The organism is Streptomyces sp. NPDC026575 (assembly GCF_055567415.1).
This window is the reverse complement of the sequence record NZ_JBVHQM010000005.1, coordinates 81,691-102,567: the sequence shown is the minus strand read 5'-3', so window position 1 is coordinate 102,567 and position 20,877 is coordinate 81,691. Positions and strand designations below refer to the sequence as shown.

16 protein-coding genes and 1 pseudogene are annotated in these 20,877 nt (G+C 71.1%); 4 read left to right on the top strand and 13 right to left on the bottom strand.

Going from position 1 to position 20,877, the window contains the following annotated elements; all coding sequences use genetic code 11:
• Window positions 1-1,911 precede the first annotated feature (1,911 nt).
• The 6 genes from ACZ4NB_RS08405 to ACZ4NB_RS08380 all read right to left on the bottom strand — a co-directional run bounded on the left by ACZ4NB_RS08405 (window position 1,912) and on the right by ACZ4NB_RS08380 (window position 7,827).
• On the bottom strand, window positions 1,912-2,070 hold the full coding sequence (locus tag ACZ4NB_RS08405) for a DUF6760 family protein (protein ID WP_018087542.1): 159 nt from the start codon (window positions 2,068-2,070) through the stop codon (window positions 1,912-1,914).
• On the bottom strand, window positions 2,067-2,480 hold the full coding sequence (locus ACZ4NB_RS08400; protein WP_109888413.1) for a hypothetical protein: 414 nt from the start codon (window positions 2,478-2,480) through the stop codon (window positions 2,067-2,069). The genes ACZ4NB_RS08405 and ACZ4NB_RS08400 overlap by 4 nt, the downstream gene beginning before the upstream one ends.
• Complete coding sequence (locus tag ACZ4NB_RS08395) at window positions 2,480-2,923, bottom strand: phage tail protein (protein ID WP_018087540.1); 444 nt, start codon at window positions 2,921-2,923, stop codon at window positions 2,480-2,482. Before ACZ4NB_RS08395 ends, ACZ4NB_RS08400 begins: the two co-directional genes overlap by 1 nt.
• Window positions 2,924-3,028: 105 nt before the next feature.
• Window positions 3,029-4,606 carry a phage tail sheath family protein gene (locus tag ACZ4NB_RS08390; RefSeq protein ID WP_467659342.1) on the bottom strand — a complete coding sequence of 526 codons (1,578 nt, stop codon included), beginning with the start codon at window positions 4,604-4,606 and terminating at the stop codon, window positions 3,029-3,031.
• A gap of 69 nt (window positions 4,607-4,675) precedes the next feature.
• Window positions 4,676-6,328: an eCIS core domain-containing protein gene (locus ACZ4NB_RS08385; RefSeq protein ID WP_467659340.1), complete on the bottom strand. Its 1,653-nt coding sequence runs from the start codon at window positions 6,326-6,328 to the stop codon at window positions 4,676-4,678.
• Between the two features lie 293 nt (window positions 6,329-6,621).
• The gene (locus ACZ4NB_RS08380; protein WP_467659338.1) at window positions 6,622-7,827 is read right to left on the bottom strand and encodes a hypothetical protein; all 1,206 of its coding nucleotides are present in this window, start codon (window positions 7,825-7,827) and stop codon (window positions 6,622-6,624) included.
• 356 nt (window positions 7,828-8,183) lie between these two features.
• Here ACZ4NB_RS08380 and ACZ4NB_RS08375 point away from each other — a divergent pair, with 356 nt between their 5' ends.
• Together ACZ4NB_RS08375 and ACZ4NB_RS08370 are read left to right on the top strand one after the other, a co-directional pair.
• On the top strand, window positions 8,184-11,201 hold the full coding sequence (locus ACZ4NB_RS08375) for an AfsR/SARP family transcriptional regulator (protein ID WP_467659336.1): 3,018 nt from the start codon (window positions 8,184-8,186) through the stop codon (window positions 11,199-11,201).
• Window positions 11,152-12,204, top strand: coding sequence for an RICIN domain-containing protein (locus tag ACZ4NB_RS08370; RefSeq protein WP_467659334.1), 1,053 nt, complete (start codon window positions 11,152-11,154; stop codon window positions 12,202-12,204). Before ACZ4NB_RS08375 ends, ACZ4NB_RS08370 begins: the two co-directional genes overlap by 50 nt.
• A 54-nt stretch (window positions 12,205-12,258) precedes the next feature.
• Here ACZ4NB_RS08370 and ACZ4NB_RS08365 read toward each other — a convergent pair whose 3' ends face one another.
• The 7 genes and pseudogenes from ACZ4NB_RS08365 to ACZ4NB_RS08335 all read right to left on the bottom strand — a co-directional run bounded on the left by ACZ4NB_RS08365 (window position 12,259) and on the right by ACZ4NB_RS08335 (window position 18,872).
• Complete coding sequence (locus ACZ4NB_RS08365; RefSeq protein ID WP_467659332.1) at window positions 12,259-14,334, bottom strand: ATP-binding protein; 2,076 nt, start codon at window positions 14,332-14,334, stop codon at window positions 12,259-12,261.
• Window positions 14,331-14,990 carry a Pvc16 family protein gene (locus tag ACZ4NB_RS08360; RefSeq protein WP_467659330.1) on the bottom strand — a complete coding sequence of 220 codons (660 nt, stop codon included), beginning with the start codon at window positions 14,988-14,990 and terminating at the stop codon, window positions 14,331-14,333. The genes ACZ4NB_RS08365 and ACZ4NB_RS08360 overlap by 4 nt, the downstream gene beginning before the upstream one ends.
• Window positions 14,991-15,138: 148 nt before the next feature.
• Window positions 15,139-15,838: pseudogene (locus ACZ4NB_RS08355) on the bottom strand (response regulator transcription factor).
• Window positions 15,839-15,916: 78 nt separating this feature from the next.
• Window positions 15,917-16,111 carry an alpha/beta fold hydrolase gene (locus tag ACZ4NB_RS08350; RefSeq protein ID WP_467659328.1) on the bottom strand — a complete coding sequence of 65 codons (195 nt, stop codon included), beginning with the start codon at window positions 16,109-16,111 and terminating at the stop codon, window positions 15,917-15,919.
• 161 nt (window positions 16,112-16,272) lie between these two features.
• Entirely contained in the window at window positions 16,273-16,758 is a 486-nt protein-coding gene (locus tag ACZ4NB_RS08345) for a hypothetical protein (protein WP_467659326.1), read from the bottom strand.
• Between the two features lie 177 nt (window positions 16,759-16,935).
• Window positions 16,936-17,547, bottom strand: a complete 612-nt coding sequence (locus ACZ4NB_RS08340) for a lipoprotein (RefSeq protein ID WP_467659324.1) — start codon at window positions 17,545-17,547, stop codon at window positions 16,936-16,938.
• Window positions 17,548-17,666: 119 nt separating this feature from the next.
• Window positions 17,667-18,872 carry an AI-2E family transporter gene (locus ACZ4NB_RS08335; RefSeq protein ID WP_467659322.1) on the bottom strand — a complete coding sequence of 402 codons (1,206 nt, stop codon included), beginning with the start codon at window positions 18,870-18,872 and terminating at the stop codon, window positions 17,667-17,669.
• Window positions 18,873-19,318: 446 nt separating this feature from the next.
• On the opposite strand from ACZ4NB_RS08335, the gene ACZ4NB_RS08330 reads away from it, so the two are divergent.
• Window positions 19,319-19,867 (top strand): type 1 glutamine amidotransferase domain-containing protein, encoded by a 549-nt coding sequence (locus ACZ4NB_RS08330; protein WP_467659320.1) that lies wholly within the window; start codon window positions 19,319-19,321, stop codon window positions 19,865-19,867.
• Window positions 19,868-19,965: 98 nt separating this feature from the next.
• A protein-coding gene (locus ACZ4NB_RS08325; RefSeq protein WP_467659319.1) for an IS5 family transposase occupies window positions 19,966-20,845 on the top strand; the annotation gives its coding sequence in 2 pieces (ribosomal slippage) (window positions 19,966-20,327 and window positions 20,326-20,845; 882 coding nt in all).
• The last annotated feature ends 32 nt before the right edge of the window (window positions 20,846-20,877 follow it).

Here is a 20,877-nt window from a genome sequence, read left to right as displayed (position 1 = left end):
CACTCGGGTCGGCGGCGTAGGGGATTCCCCCGTGTGAGCTTCCGCTGTGCGGGGTGTCGGCGTGTGGCTCTCTGATGGGGCTGTGACCGGGACCGGGACCGGGACCGGGACCGGTCCCGGAGTCGGCGTCGGAGTCGGCGTCGGTGTTGGTGTCGGTGTTGGCGTTGGCGTCGGTGTCGGTATCGCTATGGGGGTATGTGCCGGCGCAGCATCCTGGCTACGGATCGCGGTGGACTCGGTAGGTGCGCCGATCAGCGGCTTCCGTTGGACCGCAGGTGGCGAGGGCCGCACGGGGCTCGGCGTACGGACGTCGTCAGTCGAAGGCCGGACCGGCTGTGCGTCGGCCGCAACGTCCTTGAGCGGGTGTGCGGCGCCCGCACCGGGCGACAGCGGAGCACCAAGTCCCAGACGCTGCCCACCCGTTCCACCCTTTCCGGCTGCTCTGCCTGTTCCACCCGTTCCTGTGGTCCGCCGCACGGGCCGGTCGGTAGCTCGTGCAGCTGCTCGCTGGACCGGCCGACGCGTTCGGTCGCCGTCGCTCGCGGCAGGGCTCGCGCTCGTTGCCGTGCCGGGAGCCGGCGGAGTCGCGTCAGCACTCGGCGCCGGGTCGGCACCAGCTGCCGCGTCCGTGCTCGGGGCGGCCTCCGGCGCGCTGTTCTGTTGCGGGGCGATCGGCTGGCGCGGGCCGGCCGCCCGCCGCTGTACGACCCGCTGGGGGAGGTCAGGCCGTACAGCGGCAGCGGCAGCGGCAGCGGCAGCGGCGGCAGAGGCTGGGGCCGGTGCCGACCTCTCGCTCGCCGTTTCGGCGGCAGGAGTGCGGGGTGGTGAGGGAGGAGAGACAGGAGGGCCAGGGATGCCAGTGGGGATAGCAGGGAGTGAAGGGAGTGAAGGTGTTAAAGGGGTTGAAGGGATCAAAGGGGTACGGGAGTCAGGGGACGCCGCTGCCGTATCCGTCGCTGCCGGATCCGCCGTGGCCGTGGACGACGCTGATGCTTCCGTGCGTTGCACAGGTGTGTCCGCGGGGGAGGGTGCGGTGTCGCTGCTCCGCGCACGCGATGAGGCCGCTGTCCGCAGCTGACGCGGCGGTATAGCGACCCTGCCGGCCGAGGTGAGCGGGGAGCGCGCGCCGACGGCCTTCCGCACCGGCCTGGCTACGGGCAGGGCTGAGGGACTGGGCGCGTCCTCGGCATCGGGCACGACCGCGCCGCCCGCACGCGCACCGTCAGCGGGCTGAAGAGGAGCGCCCAAGGCAGTCGTCGGGGTACGCGTCGCACCAGGTGCCGCCGCCCGCTGTACCGAGGCCGCACCTCGGGTGTCATTCCGTGCGGCGGCTCGGGCCTCGGCAGGAGCCGCACTCCGGTTCTCGGTACGCGCCCCCTCCCGGTTCTCGGTACGCGCCGCACCCCGGGTCTCCGTGCGCGCCCCCTCCCGGTTCTTGGTACGTGCGGCTCCCACCGCACCCGGACTCGCACCCGCGCTCACCTGCCGCGCGGCACCGAATGCGGAGGCCGACCGCGCGCCCGCGCTCTCGACCGCCGGCTCTTCCACCCGTCCCACGACGGGAAGCCGCAGGACCGGTAGCCCGAGGTCGACGGGGCGGCCGGCGAGGGGCACCAGCGCATCGCGCAGCACACCACCGGGTGCCGTGGCAAGGATGTCATGCCCCAGTTCCCCTCCGAAGGAGGGGCTGCGGTGTGCGCTCAGCGACGCGGCGAAGCCGGCCTCCGCGACGGTGCGCGGCGCTCCCAGGACCCGCTGGATGGGGGGCACGGCGGCCCAACCGCCCCCGCCCCCACCGTCCGCGCTCCCAGGAGAGGCAGCCGCAGTCGCGCCGACCTCAGACGCGTCGGCACGCTGCGTGCCCTGGGCATTGCGCGACCCCCGCCGCCACCTGAACAACCCCATCCTCAGTCACTGCTCCCGTTCAGCCCGCTCCACCAGGGCGGCGATCTGTGACACGTACGCGCGCCGGTCGGCGTGTTCGAGGTCGAGGATGTCGTCGACGCCCCAGTGGAAGTGGTAGGCGAGATAGGCGACTTCCTCCTCGATACGCCCGGTCGCGTACGTCACGATTCCCCCAGGCGGCTCCCGGCCAGTTCCACTTCGAAGGGCTCCTCGCAGTGCGGGCAGGACACCGCGGCGCGCGTGTGTCCCTCCGCGTTGATCTGCCGATAGAAGTCCTGCAGAAAGGCCAGATCGGAGGCGAACATGTTCTCCACCGTCCCGTCGTGCACGGATGCGAGCGTCCCGAGCCGTGTGATGACCCGGCCCAGCAGCACGACCGACAGATACGCCGGGTTCTCGCGCACACGCACATCCCGCAGCGGGATCAGTTCGTCGCGGGCCGTCGCGAGCCGCATCGCGCCGTTTCGGTGCACCGTCCCGGACTCGTCCACGAATCCGCGCGGCAACTCGAACTCGAATTCCGTACGCAGTGGCTCGCGTTGCTGCTGCGCCCCCGCCGGACCGTCGCGTCGCATTACTCGATGACCAGCTCTTCGAAGACGATGGTGACCTGCTCGGTCAGTGCGGCGGCGTCGCCTGCCTTGACCCCGCTGGTCTCGACCTTGCTGCACCAGGCATTGCGCATGTTGTAACGCTTCACCGGGTTGTTCTGGTAGTCCATCATCATGATCGTGGCGTTCTTGCGGGCCGAACCCATATCGCCCGCAATGGACTTGTTGATCCACTCGCTGAACGCACCGCTCTGCGTCATACCGCGGGTGACCGTGCATTCGCCGGCCTTCTTCGTGCCGGGCATCTTCTTCACGACGGGCTTTCCGTCCGCCGAGACCTGCTGGTACTCGATGACGTCCTGCTCCATGGTCAGACCGCTGACCTCCTGGAGGTATTCGACCATCACGCCGTCGATCTGCAGGCCGAAATTGTGTGAGGTGAGGGCATCACCGGGCTGAAGAGACAAGGTGGTTCACTCCTGTGAGAAGAATGGTGACGAGGAAGAGGAATGTAGGATGGGGGAGCGGCCGGAAAGGCCGGGAGGCGATGGGCCCGGAAATGCGACTGCCGGCTACTCCTCCAACTCCCCGCCGCCGCCCGAGAACTGGGCCAGCCGGAAGACCACGAATTCGGCGGGCTTGACGGGCGCGATACCGATTTCGCATACGACCCGTCCCACGTCGACGGACTCGACGGGGTTGGTCTCCGCGTCACACTTCACGTAGAACGCGTCCTCGGGCCGCTGCCCGAACAATGCGCCGGAGCGCCACTCGTTCACCAGGAACGCCGAGATGTTGCGTCGGATCCTGGCCCACAGCGCCTGGTCGTTCGGCTCGAACACCACCCACTGGGTGCCGATGAGAATCGACTCCTCCAGGTAGTTGAAGTAGCGCCGTACGTTCAGGTAGCGCCAGGCCGGATCGGAGGCCATGGTCCGCGCGCCCCACACCCGGATTCCGCGTCCGGGGAAGGCCCGGATGCAGTTCACGCCGATCGGGTTGAGCAGATCCTGCTCGCCGCGGGTGATCTGCAGCTCCAAGTCGACCGCCCCGCGGACGATCTCATTGGCCGGGGCCTTGTGGACACCGCGTTCGGTGTCGTTACGGGCCCACACACCGGCCATGTGTCCGGACGGCGGAATGGTGCGGGTCTGACCCGTGGCCGGGTCGAATGCCTTGATCCACGGGTAGTAGAGCGCGGCGTAGCGGGAGTCGTAGCCCGCGATCTCCTGGCGCCACTTGCGGATGTCGCGGGCGTTGAGCGCCGGCGGCGGGTCCAGGACCGCCATCCGGTCGCCCATCAGCTCGCAGTGCGCGATCAGGCCCAGCTGGACGGCCTTGACCTGTTCCAGGTCGATCAGTCCCTGCTGGTAGGCGGCCATCAGATCGGGTACGGCCACCATGTTGACCTCGTCGAGCGCCTCCAGCCCGCCGAAGCCGGTGCGGTCGGCGGAGTCGCCGACGAACTGGCCGGAGGCGAGCCGCTCGACGGGGCCGTTCCCGTTGGAGGCCGCGGGCGCCGGAGCGGGCGGGGCCAGCGTGACGGTCTGCGCGTCCGGCTTCGCCACCTGCCCGGCCGGGACGGCCTCCTCGATGGCTATCGCCTTGGAGCGCTGCTTCACCTGCGCCACGACATAGTTCCGCGAGCTCTTCTTCGCGCTGACGTCGAAGCTCTCGACAACCCTGTCGCCGTCCCTGACGACCAGCTTGAACCGGTCGGCGTTGCCCTCGCCCTCGACGTCCTGCACCTCGACGGTGAGCGCCCCGCCGTTGGCGGAGCCGGCCGCGATCGCCGAGACCTTGAAGGCCCCGAGCGCGGTCGGCTCCCCGGCCGTCAGCGCCCTCGGCGCCTCAGTGGCCACGGCGGCCCGGGACTCCGCATCGCCGGAACCGCCGACCCGCACGACATACGCGGCCGTGCCCCCGTTGTTGAAGAACCCGTACACGGAGTGCGCGAGGTAGTACCCCTCCGTGAACTCCCCGAAGGCGGCCACGTACTGGGACCAGTTCGTCACCAGCGTCGGCTCGTTGAGCGGACCGGTGGGAGCGAGCCCCACAAAGGCCGCCACCGACGTCCCGACCCCTTCGATGGGCCGCGATCCACTGGCGACTTCCTCGACATAGACGCCGGGGGAGAGATAGGTGGGCATGGACGTGCTCTCTTCCTGATGTGGAGGTTGATCCGCTGGTTGCGCAGAGAACTGAGACGTGCGGGGACGTCACCTTGATGAGAAAAGGCGGTCCGAATAGTTCTGTTCGGTGCCGGACTGAATGCCGAAGAGGTAGTCGTAGTAGTCGTACTCCATCCGGTCCACCACGCTGGAGATGGTGGCTCCGAATTCCCCCTCCATGACCGGCGTCGACCCGTGAGTCAACACAAGCCTGATGCTCTGTGCGACCCAGGTGTATCCGCTGTTTCCCTGGTACAGCTCCGCCCGCGCCACCAGCTCGGCTGGGTTGTCAGCGGTCACGTTGGCTTCGCAGTACTTCGCTATCCGGTTCTCCATCATGGTCATCTGGGTGTTCGAGTCGTACGTACCGGCGACCAGGTTTCCCAGTCGGTTGGCTCCGCCGAGCGCGCTGCCGACCAGGTGCAGCCACTCCCAGGTGGTCGTGTCGGCACCGGGGACTCCCACCGCCTTCGCGTAGTTGAGTGCCGAATGGCCACCCATGGCGGCCGACTGCGAAGGTGTGCGCGACCCCTTGATGCAGGGGCCTGTCATGGCGACGCGGGATTCGATGACCGGTGTGGCCGGGGGAGGCGGCAGGGGCCTTCCCGAGGGGGCCGCCGGATGGGGGCGTGGCCCCCGCATCGGCGCGGGCGGACCGTAATAGGTGAGATTCTCGTCCGCGAAGAGTTGGCCCCAGCCCTCATCCCGGAACATCTGCCGGAGGTCGGCCAGGAACGGCTCCTCCTGCGCCTGGGCGTGGGGCCGTGCCGGGAAAAGCTGGGCCCGCACATCCATTCCCCAGGCACGCAGGCCATGCCGTGCCGCCAATTTCTGGATGTCGTGATTGTCCGTGAAGACCACACCGCCACGGACGTCGGCCGCGCGGTGCCGCACATTGAAGCTGTTCGTCGGCCGGTTGGTCAGAACATTCAGGCGGTTCGTGGCGATCGCCAGCGCGTCTTCTCTGGTATGGCCGTTGAGTTCAACGGTGCAATCGTGGAGGCCGCCGTCGTGCAGGGCTTCCAGGTGCTGCATGACCCGCTCAAGTTGACCCTCTTCGTTGCACTCGCTGATGGCGATGCCGGGGGAGCGCGTACTGCTCTGGCCGAGTTTGAACGTGGGCGCCGCGGTGGGCCCCGCCGACGCTGTCGACGGGGCCATGCGCTGAACAGCCGGGCCGGCCGACGGCTGGGTGCCCCGCCGCTCCGAGTCGCCCCGCCGTTGCACGGGCGGTCCCGACACGGCCTGGCGAGCGGTCGCCTCCGCCTCCCTCTCGAACCGGTCGGACGGATGGCTCACCTTCGTCCCGTCGCCGCGGTCCGTGCCCGCGACCGGGCCGTTGCGCTGCTGGATGACGTGGGTCAGTTCGTGCGCGAGCATATGGCGGCCCGCCGCGGAGGAGGTGTCGTAGCGGCCGCGCTGGAAGACGATATGCGAACCGGACGTGTACGCATGGGCGTTGACGGACTCGGCCGATTCATGCGCGGAGTGGTCGGTGTGCACGCGCACATCGGAGAAGTCCGCGCCGAGGCGGGTCTCCATGTCGGTACGGACCGGCTCGTCGAGTGGGCGGCCCGGTGTGCGCAGGACATCTTGGACGGGCGAGCGCTGCACGGTGGGGGGCGCGGTGTGTCCGCAGCCGGCGCCGTGCCGGTGCTGCTCACCGCCGGCGAGGGCGGCGGAGAACGCGGCGTTGCCCACGGACCGTTGGAGGAGCGCGGCCGCCTCGGGGGTGAGGCGCTCCGCCTCGCCGGCCGCGGCCTGGCGGGCGGCATCGGAAGCAGGGGAGGACGCCGTACGGCCGGTGTGCGCCGCCCCCGAGCGGCCGCTCCCCGCGCCGGACGAGCCGGACTGCCGGTCCTGTGCCCGCACGATGTTCCTCCCCCGTCACCACTGCTGTTGCTGCTCCCTACGCTTTCGACCTTGGCGGACGGGCGGACCGGGCAGTAGAGACGAACGGGCCCCGCCGGGGGCAGCGCGCGCTGCCCGTTCGGTCACGTCGCCGACGCCGAGCGCTCCGCGTAGGCCAGGTTCTGGGCCCGGATGGCCGTGTCGAAGGACTGGTCGGTCCCGGCCCGGCCGTACAGCGCGAAGTAGCCGAGGGACTTGCCGTTCTGAAGCGCGCTACCGCGGTCGGCGGCCGCCTCGTACGTGAGGCTGTCGGGACCGTCGCGCAGGATGACGGCGGCAAAGTGGTTCGCCCAGCCGTCCGCAGCCGCCCCGGTCAGATCGACGAAGTGGTTCTCACCGACCGCGGGTGCGTCACGTCGCACGCTGAGGCCACCGTCCGGCGGGGTGCCGATGAGCTGGGCGGCCGCTGCCTTGCAGTCATTGGGGAGCGTGATCAGCAGCTCCTGCACCTGCGCCTCCTGGTTCTCGACGGCGGGGAGCCCGGCGAGGAAGTCGGCGGTCAGGCCCGGCATGATGGCGGCGAGGTCGGTCAGTCCCTCCCGGCCGGGGCGTTCGGGGTAGGGGAACCGTGCGGCGATCCAGCCACCGCCCATCGTGGCCATCGCCAGCTTCATGGCTTCGGACCGCAGGCCGTCGACCGCGGAGCTCCGTGGTTCGGCCCGCGCCTGGAGCGCTGTGACGATGCGCCCGGTGAGCGCGACGAGCTGCCGGACCTCCGGCGGGTCGGTCAGGGACCGCAGATAGGCGGCACGCTTGTCGCCGCGCTGTGCCGCACTGTCCCCGCGCAGGGGCTCGTGACCGGCCCCCTCCGGGCTCCGGCCGGCGGCGCGTACGGCGGCCGCCGCCCTGGCCGCGTCCTTGTACACCGGCAGCACCCGGTACAGGGTGCGCTCACCGACCTGCACCGCGGCCCCGCGTTCCAGGGTGATCGGCACCTGCTCCTGGGCGTCGAGGCGGTGCGCGGCGGTGGTGATCAGGTCGGCGTCGGCGTACGCCTCGTAGCGGCCCCGGAGGGCGACACCGCCGTGTGTGGAGACCTTGTCGAAGCCGTGGGCGGCCGCTCCCTCCGCGTACCGCTGAAGGGGCCGCGGGTCCTTGGCGTGCTCCGGCGCCGGGGCCAGCGCGCGGGCGACCGCGGCGTTGCCCGCTGTCCGCTGGAGGGTGCGCAGCGCCTCCGACCGGTGCGTGGACAGGCCCGAGGCGGGGGTGCGGGGGCGTTCGGGATCGCGGGGCGCGGTCCGTGGCGCCGATTCCCCTCCTCCGGCCTGCCGTTCGTGTGCGTGCACCATGGCTCCGTTCTGGCGGCCGGTGGTTCGTTGGTCCGTGGTCCGTCCTGGGCGGCCCCACCGCCGATTTTCGGCCGCAACGGGGAGCGCATCCAGAGGCGGAAGGGGAGCCGAACGGGCAGGACGGTTGCCCCGCCGAACACCGGTGCGCGTCTGCGAGCACCGGCTCAGCGCCCGCGTGAACGGGTGAGAAGCCCTGATGGCCGGAGAAATCGGCAGGATCCGGCGTTGGCCCACTATTGGACGTTTTCGGGGAATCGGTATCGGTGCGCTGAGTTACGTTCGATAGAGCTGGGGTATCGACGCAGGTCCGAAGGGACGGCGTGGCAGATCGACAGGGGCGGGGGAGCGGGCGGACAGTGCGCGGCGACGCGGACGGACCGGACGAGCTTGAGGGCGCGCAGGAGCCGAGCGGCCTTGACGGGGGCGACCGGCTGCGGTTTCAGGTGCTCGGTCCGGTGCGTGCCTGGCGGGGGGACCGTCCGCTGGACCTCGGCCCGCCACAGCAGCGCGCCATGCTGGGGGTGCTGCTTCTGCACGCCGGCCGTCCCGTGTCCGTACCGCAGTTGGTGGACGCGCTGTGGGGCGAGCGGCCGCCGCGGCGAGCGGTGGGCACCCTGCGGACGTACGCCTCTCGGCTGCGCGGCCTCCTGGAGCCGGAACGCAAGCCGCGGCAGCACGCCCGGCTGCTGGTGTCCTGCGGCAGCGGCTACGCCCTACGGGTGCCCGCCGCGGCACTGGACGCCGCCGGCTTCGAGGAACGGCTGATCAGGGCGCGCCGGTTGCGCGAGGAAGGCGACAGTGCGGGCGCGTACGAGCAGCTGAGGAGTGCGCTCGCGCTCCCGGAGGGTGTGGCACTGGCCGGGCTGCCCGGACCGTACGCACAGCGGCAGCGCGACCGGCTCACCGAACTGTGCGTCACCGCTCGGGAGGAGCTCTACGACTGCGCACTGAGATCGGGCGGGCACCCCGGCCCGATCTCCGACGCGATCGCCGGACTGCGCGCCTTCGCCGCCGAACATCCGCTGCGCGAACGGGCACAGGCCCTGCTGATGCTGGCCCTGCACCGCGCGGGCCGCCAGGCGGAGGCCCTTGAGGTGTACGCGACCACCCGCCGCACCCTCGACGCCGAACTCGGCATCGAGCCGGGCGGGGAACTCCGCGCCCTGTATGGGCAGTTGCGGGCCGGTTCGGGGGCCCGGCGGCCGGCTTCCGGCCCAGGGTCCCGGACCGGTGTCGGCCAAGCCGGTGACCGCATCCGCCCCGGCCGTGCCCCGGACCGCGACCGTGCGGGTGAGGGCCGCGACGGCCGTAACCCCTGGCCTCGCCCGCCCCGCCGTGCCCGGGACACCTCGGGCCTCGGCGCGTCACGGCCCGTACCGGCTCAGCTCCCGCGCGACCTCGCCGACTTCGTGGGGCGCGCCGAGACCGTCGCGCACCTGGCCGCGGCGCTGCGCGGGGCGGCCGGCGGACGGGCACCGGTGATGGCCACGCTCAACGGGCTCGGCGGGGTCGGCAAGACGGCGCTGGCTGTACATGTCGCGCAGTCCGTACGGGCCCATTTCCCCGACGGACAGCTGTATGTGGACCTCAAGGGCACCGGCCCGGCTCCGGTCGACAGCGGCGCCGTGCTGGCCCAGTTCCTGCGTGCCCTCGGCGTCGCGGAGAGCGCCGTACCGGACGGGGTGGAGCAGAAGGCCGCCCTGTACCGCTCGCTGATCGCCGACCGCGGGATCCTCGTACTGCTCGACAACGCCCGCGACAGCGCCCAGGTGCGGCCGCTGCTGCCCGGGGCACCGGGGTGCGCGGTGCTGGTCACCACCCGGGGGCGGACCCTCGCGCTGCCCGGCGCCCACCGAGTCGACGTGGAGATGATGGCCGAGGAGGACGCACTGGGGCTGCTCGGCGCGGTCGTGGGGGCGGAGCGGATGGCCGCCGAGCCGGATGCCGCGCGCGAACTGGTCGCCGCCTGCGGTGGATTGCCGCTCGCCGTGCGCATCGCGGCCGCCCGCCTGGCCTCCCGGCCGGGCCGGGCGCTGGCCGACCTCGTGGCCCGGCTGACCGATGAGCGGCGGCTCGATGAGCTGCGGGTGGGTGACCTGGGAGTGGAGGCGGCCTTCCGGGCCGACTACGAAGCACTGCGGCCCGACCTCGCCCACGCCTTCCGGGCCCTCGCCCTGTGCGGCCTGCCGACCTTCTGCCGCAGCACCGCGGCCGCGGTGCTGGACACCACCGAGGACGAGGCGGAGGCGGCGGTCGAGGCGCTGGTCGACGCCGGACTCGTGGAGCTGCACGGCGACGACCACTACCGGTATCACGATCTGGTCGGCCTCTTCGCTCGGCGGCTGGGCGAGCGGCAGGACAGCCCGGGGGAGCGGGAGGCGGCGCAGCATCGTTTCCTCGACCGTCTGCTGGCCACCGTCCAGAGCGTGGTGCGGCTGATCGGACCGCACGGCGCCCGGCCCGATCAGCCGGGCCGCCCGGACTCCCAGGGCCGGACGCCCGCCGATGTCGACACCGCGCGGGAGTGGCTGCACCTCGCGCACCCGCGGCTGTACGCGGCCGTGGAACGGGCCCTGGACGCGGCGCCCGGGCTGCTGGGGTCCGCTGTGGATCTCCTCACCGCGTGGTCGTACGCGCTCGGCGGCACCACGCGCCACCGCGACCTCGAACCACTCGTGCACCGCGCCGTGGACAGCGCCCGGCGGCACGGCGACGGCGAGGCCGCGGCACGCGCCCTGCACCTCCTGCCGGCACGGCGGCCCGCGCCGATGCGACGGAGCAGGCCGGGCCGCTGCGGAACGTCGCGCAGGCGCCGTTCCCGGATCCGCCCCCGCTCCGGACCGGGCCGCCGTGACGGTGGATCCCGTCCCCCGCGCCGCCGCCCGGAGGCCCGTGCCGCCGCGCCGGCCGCTCGTGCGGGCCCACGGGGCCGTCAGGAGCCTTATGGAGCCGTAAGGACATCAGGCTCTGCCCCCGGCTCTGCCCTTGCGCACGCTGACCGGGGCCCGGCGCCGGCGGTTGACTGCCCCGGTGAGCATGTGGACTTCACTGGAACCGGCCGCGATCACCGTCGACCCCGGTTCCGTCGCGAGGGTAAGGCTGCGGGTACGCAACACGGGCGACACCGTCGAGGAGTACCGGCTGCAACCGGTAGGCGCCGCGGCGGGCTGGGCACGGGTGGAGCCGAACGTGCTGCGGCTGTATCCCGGGGCCGAGGGCACGGCGGAGGTGGAATTCGCGCCCCCGCGCACGTCGGACGCCGTAGCCGGCCCCACGCCCTTCGGTATACGTGTCGAGCCGGCCGAGCACCCCGAGATCCGCGATGTGGTCGAGGGGCAGCTCACGGTGGGGCCGTTCACCGAACTCCGCTGTGAGCTGGTGCCCTTGGCCGTACGCGGCCGCTGGCGCGCCAAGGCGGCGGTCGCCGTCGACAACCTCGGCAACCAGCCGCTGACGGTCTCCCTCTCCGGCCGTGAGAACGGCGACGCCCTCACCGTCGAGCCCGAGCCGACATCGGTCCAGGTCGCGCCGGGCCGCGCGGGCTTCACCCAGCTCACCATCCGGCCCGGAACGGTGAGTTGGGTCGGCGGAACGAACAAGCACCCCTTCACCGTCTCCGTACTGCGAGCCGGAGCCCCGGAGCCGACCGAGCTGCGCGGCACCTACCTCCAGCCGTCCGTGCTGCCGCGCTGGGCGATGGCGGTGTGCTCACTGCTGCTCGTGGCGGTGCTGGCCTTCGTGGCGCTGTGGTTCAAGGCAGAGCCCAATGTGACCACGAGCGCACGGGAGAAGGCCGGCGTGGCCCGCAAACTCCCGGACAACCAGCCGAAGCCGCCCTCGCCACCGCCGCCACCGCCGTCCAAGGCCCCGGAGGAGGAGAAGAAGCCCGCGGAGCCTCAACCGGATCCCCCCAAGGAGGAGGGCCCGAAGGCGCAGACCATCCGGTCCAACGCCAACGGTGGCTGGTACCTCCAGGCCAACGGGGGCAGCCAGGTGGACGGTACGCAGATCGGCCAGAGCGCCAAGTGGACGGATGACCAGTTCGGCCGCAACCAGTGGTGGATCATCCACCACTACCCCGAGGACAACACGGTTTCCCTGGAGTCGGGCAGCGCCCCGGGCAGCGTGGCCCAGCTGAAGGAGAACACCAACGAGGTCGAGCTCTGGAAGGCCGACCCCGGACAGCTCAAGTCGGGCCAGCTGCCGCCACAGCAGAAGTGGCGGCTGGTGGACGCGGGCAACGGCCGCACCCGCATCGTGAACATGCGCAACCAGGAATGCCTGACCGACACGCAGAACGACAAGGGCGCGCTGTCCTGGCAGTGCTCCGAGGGGCCCAACGACGCGCAGGACTGGAAGATCGCCGAAGGGCCGTGAGGCCGACCGGGGCCGGTCGAGGAGATTCGATCGGCCCCGGACACATCAGGAGCTTCAGTCCCACAACGGCGACGCGTCCGGCACCAGCCGCCCCATCTTGCGGTACTCGCGCCGCGCCCCGGCCCGTACGTCCGCCGCCGTCACCGGCCCGCCGCGGCCCGCCGCGAGATAGCCGGCGGTCACCGCGGCCGAGCGGATCGCGCCGCCGGACAGCTCGAACTCGTCGGCGCAGCCATCGAGGTCGAGGTCCTTCGCGCAAGGCGTGGCGGCGAGGCAGGAACGCCACAAGGCGGTCCGCTGCCCGGCGTCCGGGAACGGGAAGTCGACCACCAGGTCCAACCGCCGGGTGAAGGCGTCGTCGATGTTGGCGCGCAGATTGGTGGTCAGTACGGCGATCCCGTCGAACGCCTCCAGCCGCTGGAGCAGATACGCGCTCTCCAGGTTCGCGTACCGGTCGTGCGAGCTCTTGACCTCGGAGCGTTTGCCGAAGACGGCGTCGGCCTCGTCGAAGAGCAGCACCGCGTCCGTGCGGTCGGCCTCGGAGAAGATCCGCTCCAGGTTCTTCTCCGTCTCCCCGATGTACTTGTCGACCACCGCCGACAGCTCCACCACATAGAGATCCAGCCCGAGTTCGCCGGCCACGGCCTCGGCGGACAGTGTCTTTCCGGTACCGGACTCCCCGGCGAACAGGGCCACCACGCCCCTGCCGCGCCCACCGCCGGTGCGCAGCCGCCACTCGCCCAGCACCTTCTCCCGATGCCGCGCCCGCTGCACCAGTTCGTGCAGCAGCGCCAGCGGTTCGGGCGGCAGGACCAGACCGTCGAAGCCGACGGCCGGCCGTACCCGCCGGGCGTGCCGGTCCAGCAGCGGCGCGGACTGCTGACGCGCGCTGTGCTGGATATGGGCCGCGGTCACCGGCGTCCCGTCGAAGGCGGCGAGGGCGGTGGCCGCACGGGCCGCCCGGTGGATCTGAGCGGCGCCCAGCCGGTACGGCGCAATGGCCTCGGCGAGGTCGAAGCGAGCGTCCACGGAGCCGAGTTCGTGGCTCCAGACCTCGCCCGCCGCCGCCCCGTCGTCCGGCGCGTCCAGCGCGAACAGCCCCGAATCCGGGGCCCAGCCCGGGTCGTACGGCTCGCTTCCGAAGCAGACCACCGGCACGTCCCCGCGCGCCAGCGACCTGACGAGCGCGCCGGGCCGCTCCGGCAGCGGCCCCACGACGACCGCGGCCCGCCGCAGCCGTGCCTCCCGCAACAGCGCACCCGCCGGGCCCGTACCGTCACCGCGCTCGCCATCCGGGCGATACCGCAGCACGGGCAGACCGGCGCGCCGCAGCCCGTCGGTCACCGCTTCGGCGGCGGTACCGGGCCGGTGCTCCCGCAGATATACGGCGAGCGGCCGCTCGCTCGCGAGCACGGCGAGCCGCCCGGCGAATGCCTGGGCCCCGGTGCGGCCCTCGCCGCCCGTATGGCCCGCGGATGGCTGCCCCGCTTCCAGCAACTCCACGTCACCGCCGCTGAGTTCGGGATCCAGGCCGTCGTCCCCCAGCAGATGGGCCACCACCCGTTCCGGCACCCGCAGCGCCCGTCCCGGCAGCGGCCGGTCCTCGTCCTCGACGACGAGCAGCCCACCGGAGCGCAGCGGCGCCGAAGGGTGGAAGCGGGCGCGGGCCGCGGGCTCGTACGGGCCGGTGCCCGCGAGGTCCAGCGCCAGAGAGACCGTGGCACGGCGACGCCCGACATCGTCGTTGAGGTAGCCGTAGAGCGGCTCGAAGCTCCGGTCCACATCCGGCGCGAGCGCGGCCAGGAGGACCTGTGTGTCCAGGCCCGACAACCCGAACCGCTCGGCCAGCGCGACCGCCCGATCCGATGGGTCCCAGGGGCCCGAGCCGTCACCCTCCAGTCCGTCCACGTAGGCCCCGCGTCCATGCGCCTCGCCCACGCCCTCCGACGGCGACCGCGCGGCCAGCCTTCTGGCCGTATCCGGGGTCACATACAGCCCGCGCAGCGGGTCGGCAGCCGTCGGATCGTCGGCGCTGCGCCGCTCGACCAGTCCGGCCACCCGCTCCCGCAGCGCCGCCAGCCGGCCGATCAGCGCACCACTGGAACTCTCGGTCACCGCACTGCCGCTCACCGCTCCTCCTCGCTGCCCCTTGCGGACGGCGGGGCACCTGGAGCGGACCGGAGCATCCGGGGCTCGGAGTCGCCGGGGACGCCATCGATGCCGCGGACGACCGCGACCGCGCCCTCCGTGACCGGCGGCGCCACCTCGTACGCGGGCGAGACCGGGAAGGGCACGGTGATCACCACGTCCAGGGACGGCTTGAGCTCGCCGCCCAGCGCCGACCAGATATCGGCGATCGAGCGGGATTCGGCGGGCGGCACCGCAACCGTGAGCGGGATGCTCACCTCCAGCGCGCGGAGCGCGTTCGGCAGCGCGGCCGCCGGCAGGATCTCGTGCGAGAGCAGGCACCCCAGCGCGGCGGAGAGCAGCCGGTGCTCGTCCTCCGGACGGGTGGTCCACGCCGTGACCAGGTACGACAGCCGGAACCAGCGCGGCGGCTGACGTCTGCGCACGACCACGCCATCGGCGCCGCGTTCCGCTATCGCGCCGCGCTCACGGCGTGCCACCTCCTCGCGGATGTCGTACAGATACGCATTGAGCGTGGGCGCGTTGCGCCGCGCCGCCCAGTCGCGGGTCGGCGCCTCGAACGCGACGTCCCCGGCGCCGTCCGGCAGCACTCCGCCGCGCAGCACGGACCGCATCGCCTCATCGACCTCGTGCATCACGCCCGTACTCCCGCCCGATGGCCCGCCACTGCCTGAACTTCTTCCACCCACTCCGTCACCGCTGCTTCGCCATCGGCTCTCGCATCGCTGCCTGTCTTTGCGCCCGCACCCGTTTGCGGGTCGGCTGCCGCCCCCCTCAATTGCCCCATCAGATGTATCCCTCTCGCAGCGCGTACGCGACGGCGTGCGCGCGGTTGTGCAACTGCAGTCGCGTCATCAGGGCATGCAGAATGTTCTTGACGGTGCGTTCGGAGTAGGCGAGCTTCTGGGAGATCTGCCGGGTGTCCATCCCCTCGGCGACCAGCCGCAGCACATCGACCTCGCGCGGCGCCATACCGAGCGTCGGTACGAGCCCGGCGGGGGTGGACGCCTCCATCGACCGCTGCAACTGCCCCACCTGTGTGAGCAGCCTGCTGATCAGGTCCGGCGGGAGGTCTCCCTCACCGCGCGCCGCGCTCTGCACCGCCCGCAACAGCCGCTGCGGGGTGGTCTGATGACGCCAGAGGATGGCCCGCACGGCCGTACTCCACCACCGCCATCAGGTCCGGCTCGCGCAGATCCCGGGCGATCAGCACCACCCGCTGCTCACCACCCCGTACGAGTCGTCTCAGCTCGGCCGCGGCGATCTCGTCGAACTGGTCGATGGGCATGATCGCGACGCTCCCGACCGCCTTCCCGCCGCCTTGCTTCTCCGGCCCCCGTACCGCCTGTTCCGCCCGCCCGGCCGCCGCGCCGCCCTGATCCTGGACGATCTCGACGGTGGGCTGGTGCTGTAAGTGACTGACGACCCCGGCCCGACTGAGCGGGTCGGCGGCGTGCACTGACACCGTGACACGTGTATCCAGCACTTATGTTCCTCGTCTCGCCCCCGTTGTACCGACTGCCGAAGAATGCGCGAAGGCAATCAACAGACGCTTACCGGGTGATCAACGCGAGTCCGAGCGGCCGTGCCCCCGCTTGTCGAAGGCCACGCACCGCAGGCCCCGTTCGGACAGCGGGAGCATCTGGAACTCCCATGAGCTGCTCCCGAGCCAGGCACCGGTCACGAACACCACCGGCCTGCCCTGCCCCCAGTCGGTGTAGAACAGGCTGGTCCCGCCGGAGCCCTCGAAGTCCGGCATGAGGGAGTCCTACCTAGTGCCGCATCAGACACCGTTCGCCCTGTCGACTACCTCGATCGAGTAGCGAGGTACCTCTGAGGATGATCCGCAGCAGGCGCCGTGCCTCGTCGTCATCGATATCGCGGAGCCTGCCGGGAGCACACCACCGCGCTACGGATGCCTCACTGCTCGCGCGTCGCGCGCATCTCCTGGAACAACTCGAACTCGCCATCGGGGGTGGCACTGAACCCCTGCCAGTGGAAAGAGGTCGGCGTGACGTCGGTGAACGTCCACCGCGAGCGCCTGCCGTCGGAGTCGGTTCCCTCCTGGATCATTCCACCGTCACCGTCAGGCCGACCGACCTGAGAGAAGTACGAAGGAAGCTTCGGTGAGATCCACGTAATCTGCCACAGCCCGGTCGTGACGTCGTACATGCGGACGGTGGTGCCGGGGAACCGGCCATGGAACTCCGGGCAAAAGAGCACATCCTGCACCACTCGCCCACCCAAGGCCCAGCCGAAACGCCACTCGCCCGCAGCGGCACGCCACTGCCCATCGGGGTACCGGTACCGGTTGCTGATGTTCCACGTTCCGACCAGACGGCCGTAGAGCATCATGGCCTCGACGTGGTCCGGATCCGGGCCGTCCGCTGAGAGCAGCTCCAACATCGAGTCACGAGACGACACATTCATCAGGGCCTCAAACCTCCGACTGACAGAACGCGGTTGACCGGCCAGAGGATAGCTCTCCGCCCGAGAGGGCGAACGTTGCCCTAGCTGGGTGACGAGGCGTCGTGTGGTGCAGCACTCTCGTCCAGGAGGCCAGGAGGCCAGGAGGCCAGGGGGTCAGCCGGTCAGGCCGAGGGACTTCTTGGCCAGGTCGAACGCCGGGAGCATCGCCTTGTGCTCGTCCGCGTCGAGCCCTCCGAGGTGGAGGACCACGCCACCGCGCTTGGTCATCACCGCCAGCGCGCGTTCGGGCCTGACCTCGCCGGCCGCCAGGTCGGTGACGGTGTAGTCGGCCTCGGTGGCGGACAGGCCACCGGCCTCGGCCTTGCGGAACGCGACGTGGCTCGCGAAGTGCTCAGCGGCGACGAACTCCTTCATCAGGGCGCGGGAAGTGCCACCGGGCGCGGCGGCGCCCTTGGTGCCGGACCACACGGTGAGGAAACCGATGTGCCCGGCGGGCTTGGCGTCGAGCTCGCAGGCCGGGGTGAGCGACCCCTGATGGCCGAGCGGGCCCATCTGCTCCACCGTCGCCCGCGTGATGGCCTCGGCCTTCCAGGACGTCGCGAGGGTGAAGTGCACCGGCAGTTCGCATGCCGTGCCCTTGTCGCCCAGCTTCTTCTCGGCGACCTTCTTCTTGCCGCCCTCGTCCTCGCCCCAGCCGAACGAGCAGCCGCTGAGCACGCTCATCGCGACCACCGCCCCCATCACGGCCTGCGATGCCTTGCGCATTCCGTACATCCCCCGCCCTTGAGCATGAAGTCTTCAAAAATCGCCGCAGCCTATACGACACGTTCGATCTCGGACCAGAGCTTTTCGCCTTCGCTCCTGACGCCCGGACACGAACGGCGTCAGGCCGGTGAACCGTCGTCCGGACCGCGGAGGGCCCGGATCACGGACCAGGCGACCGAGACCATGGGGACCGCCACGACAGCGCCGATGACCCCGGCGACGATGCTGCCGGCGATGACGCAGATGGCGACGACCACCGGATGGAGCCGCACCGCCCAGCTCAGTACGAGCGGGTGCAACACATGGCCTTCGAGCTGGCCGATGACGACGATGAGCGACAGTACGACCAGGGCGATGAACGGGCCGCGACCTGCCAGAGCCACCATGGTGGCCACCGCCAGCGCAATGGGCGAGCCGATCAGCGGGATGAAGGCGGCGAAGAATTCGAGCAGGGCCAGCGGCAGGGCCAGCGGCACCCGCAGCAGGAACAGCGCGAGTCCGACGAGCAGGGCGTTGGTGCCGGCCACGATGATGATGCCGCGGGTGTATCCGGCGAAGGTGTGCCACGCGGCCTGGCCGGCGCCGCGCCACCGGGAACGGGCGGTCTTCGGCAGCTGTGCGCAGGTCCATAGCCACAGTTGTTCGCCTGAGTAGACGAAGAACACCGAGCAGAAGAGAGCCAGCGCGCCCCCGGTGACCAGCTCGATGGCCCGGCCGGCCCCGCTCAGCGCGCCGCTGATCAGGGTGGCGCGGTGCGAGGCCAGGAACGAGGCGATCTTTCCCTGCAGGTCTGCCAGCGCACTGTGGCTGATGTGGAACGGGGAGCCTTCCAGCCATTGCTTCATCCGGCTGATGCCCCCGCCGAGCTCCTTCGCGAGCGGGCGCCATTCCCCGGCCACCGCGTCGCCCACCAGGGCCAGCAGGGCCGACACCACCAGGATGCTGCCCAGCACGGATACCACTACCGCCACCGCCCGAGGCAGTCGACGGCTCATCAGATCGGTCAGCGGCCGCAGCACCGAGGTGATCACCAGGGCGACGAACACCGCGACGGCGACGAGCTGGAAGCGCCCCAGCACCGTGAACGCCGCGTAGACCACTGCCCCGACGACCAGCACCCGCCAAGCAAAGGCGGCGGCCACCCGCAGCCCGGACGGGACCGAAGCGCCGACTGCGCGCGCCCGGGCGCCGGGTACGGCGGACAGCGATCGGGGCCGGCCCACCGCACCCGCCCGCCGGCTGCCCAGGACCACGTGCCGCGGCCGGCCGGGCCGCGGGCCACGCCTGTTGGGCCGCTGGGCAGGGCGGCCATACCTGTCGCTCACCTGGGCACTTCCTCCCGCGTCCCAGTGCGGTTCGCGCTGCTGGAGAGACGCCCGCCCGGGCAGATCGACATGAGCCAGCAAATGATCATTTATCCCGGAAGGTCCGAAGGGAAACCACCGCCGGCCCGTCCCGTTCGTGCCCCGCCAGGCGACGTGACGGACCTGGGAGAGGCTCGTCTCGACGAGGGTGTCGCCCGCGTACTGGTACTCCGCCCCCCTCCGGGCATCCGGGGCGAAGGGGCGGTCCCGCCGGCGCCGCGGTGCCGGTGAGCCGTTCGGTTACCCCGGGGCGCATCCGGCCTAATCGGGGAGGAACGGGCATGAGCGGTTCGGCCCGGCGGGAATCGGTCTGGGGGCGCCCGCAGCCCGCCACCGCGTCCCCCTTGGTGGACAGCCGTATCCACCCGGCTCGGACGCGACACCACAGGAGAAAGGAACGACACCCTATGCAGATCGCCTTTCTGGTAGCGCCCGAAGGTGTGGAGCAGATCGAACTGACCGAACCCTGGCAAGCGGTCCTGGACTCGGGTGATGTTCCACAGCTGGTGTCCACCAAGAGCGGACGGATTCAGGCGTTCCACCACTTGGACAAGGCCGATACCTTCCCCGTGGACCGTACGGTCGACGTGGCGGAAGTGACGGACTACGGCGGCCTGGTTCTGCCCGGCGGCGTCGCCAATCCCGATGCCCTGCGCATGAACAAAGACGCCGTCGCTTTCGTCAGGGGCTTCTTCGAGCGGGGCAGGCCGGTGGCGGCCATCTGCCACGCGCCGTGGACGCTGATCGAGGCCGACGTGGTGCGGGGGCGCACGCTCACTTCTTGGCCCAGCCTCCGGACCGATATCCGCAATGCCGGAGGCACCTGGGTGGACGAGCCGGTCAAGGTGTGCACCGCGGGCCACAACACGCTGATCACCAGCCGGAAGCCGGGGGATCTGAAGGCGTTCTGCGCGACCTTCGCCGCGGAGTTCGCCCAGGCGGGAAGGACGGCCTGACGGGGCGGCCAGGAAACGGGAACCGCCACCGAGCCCGCCACCTAGGGGGTGTCCGGCGGATCATGTGACTGTCGGATTGCTGGTTCGTTGATCCCGGCATGGGGCGGGGCGATCTGACGAATGCCGAGTGGGGCCGGTTGGTGCTGTACTTGCCGGCGTCCGGGCAGCGTGGCGGCCGGTGGAGCGATCACCGCAGAGTGATCAACGGGATCCTGTTCCGGGTGCGAACGGGCATACCGTGGCGGGACCTTCCGGAGCGTTTCGGCAGCTGGAAGACCGTCTACGAGCGGCACCGGCGTTGGTCCGCGGACGGCACGTGGGACCGGATCCTGCGTGCCGTCCAGGCGGACGCCGACCTTGCGGGCCGGATCGACTGGAGCATGGTCAGCGTCGATTCGACGTCCTGCCGTGCCCATCAGCATGCGGCCGGGGCCCGCAAGCGGAAGCCACGCATCCCGAAAAAGGACAACGCCCCGGCACCACCGCCCCGACGAAGGACTCGGACGGTCCCGGGGCGGTCTGACCTGCAAGATCCATCTCGCTGGTGAAGGCGGATGCCGGCCCATGGCCTTCCTGGTCACGCCTGGCCAGTGGGGCGACGCCCCGCAGATGATCGAGGTCCTCGAACGCATCGCCGTTCCCCGACCGGGGGGCGGACGGCCGCGCACCCGGCCCGACCACATCGGCGGCGATAAGGCGTACAGCTCACGCCGCAACCGCCACTACTTGCGAAGACGCCAGATCAAGCACACCATCGCCGAACCGAAGGACCAGCGCGCCAACCGCACAAGACGCGGAAGCGAGGGCGGCCGGCCCACCGGTTTCGACAGCAAGATCTACAAACGCCGCAACGAGGTCGAGCGCACGATCAACCGGCTCAAGAACTCCCGGGCCGTCGCCACCCGCTACGACAAGCGCGCCTACGTCTTCCACGGCACCGTCACCGTCGCCGCAATACGGCTCTGGCTCTGCCTGTGAGATACGCCCAGAACCTGGTCACGCCCAGAACT

Excerpts from the sequence above, each read along its gene's own strand:
- ACZ4NB_RS08340 (WP_467659324.1), bottom strand. The coding sequence starts at position 17,547 with ATGCGCAAGGCATCGCAGGCCGTGATGGGGGCGGTGGTCGCGATGAGC.
- ACZ4NB_RS08345 (WP_467659326.1), bottom strand. The coding sequence starts at position 16,758 with ATGTTGGAGCTGCTCTCAGCGGACGGCCCGGATCCGGACCACGTCGAG.
- ACZ4NB_RS08350 (WP_467659328.1), bottom strand. The coding sequence starts at position 16,111 with ATGCCGGACTTCGAGGGCTCCGGCGGGACCAGCCTGTTCTACACCGAC.
- ACZ4NB_RS08390 (WP_467659342.1), bottom strand. The coding sequence starts at position 4,606 with ATGCCCACCTATCTCTCCCCCGGCGTCTATGTCGAGGAAGTCGCCAGT.
- ACZ4NB_RS08380 (WP_467659338.1), bottom strand. The coding sequence starts at position 7,827 with ATGGTGCACGCACACGAACGGCAGGCCGGAGGAGGGGAATCGGCGCCA.
- ACZ4NB_RS08330 (WP_467659320.1), top strand. The coding sequence starts at position 19,319 with ATGCAGATCGCCTTTCTGGTAGCGCCCGAAGGTGTGGAGCAGATCGAA.
- ACZ4NB_RS08400 (WP_109888413.1), bottom strand. The coding sequence starts at position 2,480 with ATGCGACGCGACGGTCCGGCGGGGGCGCAGCAGCAACGCGAGCCACTG.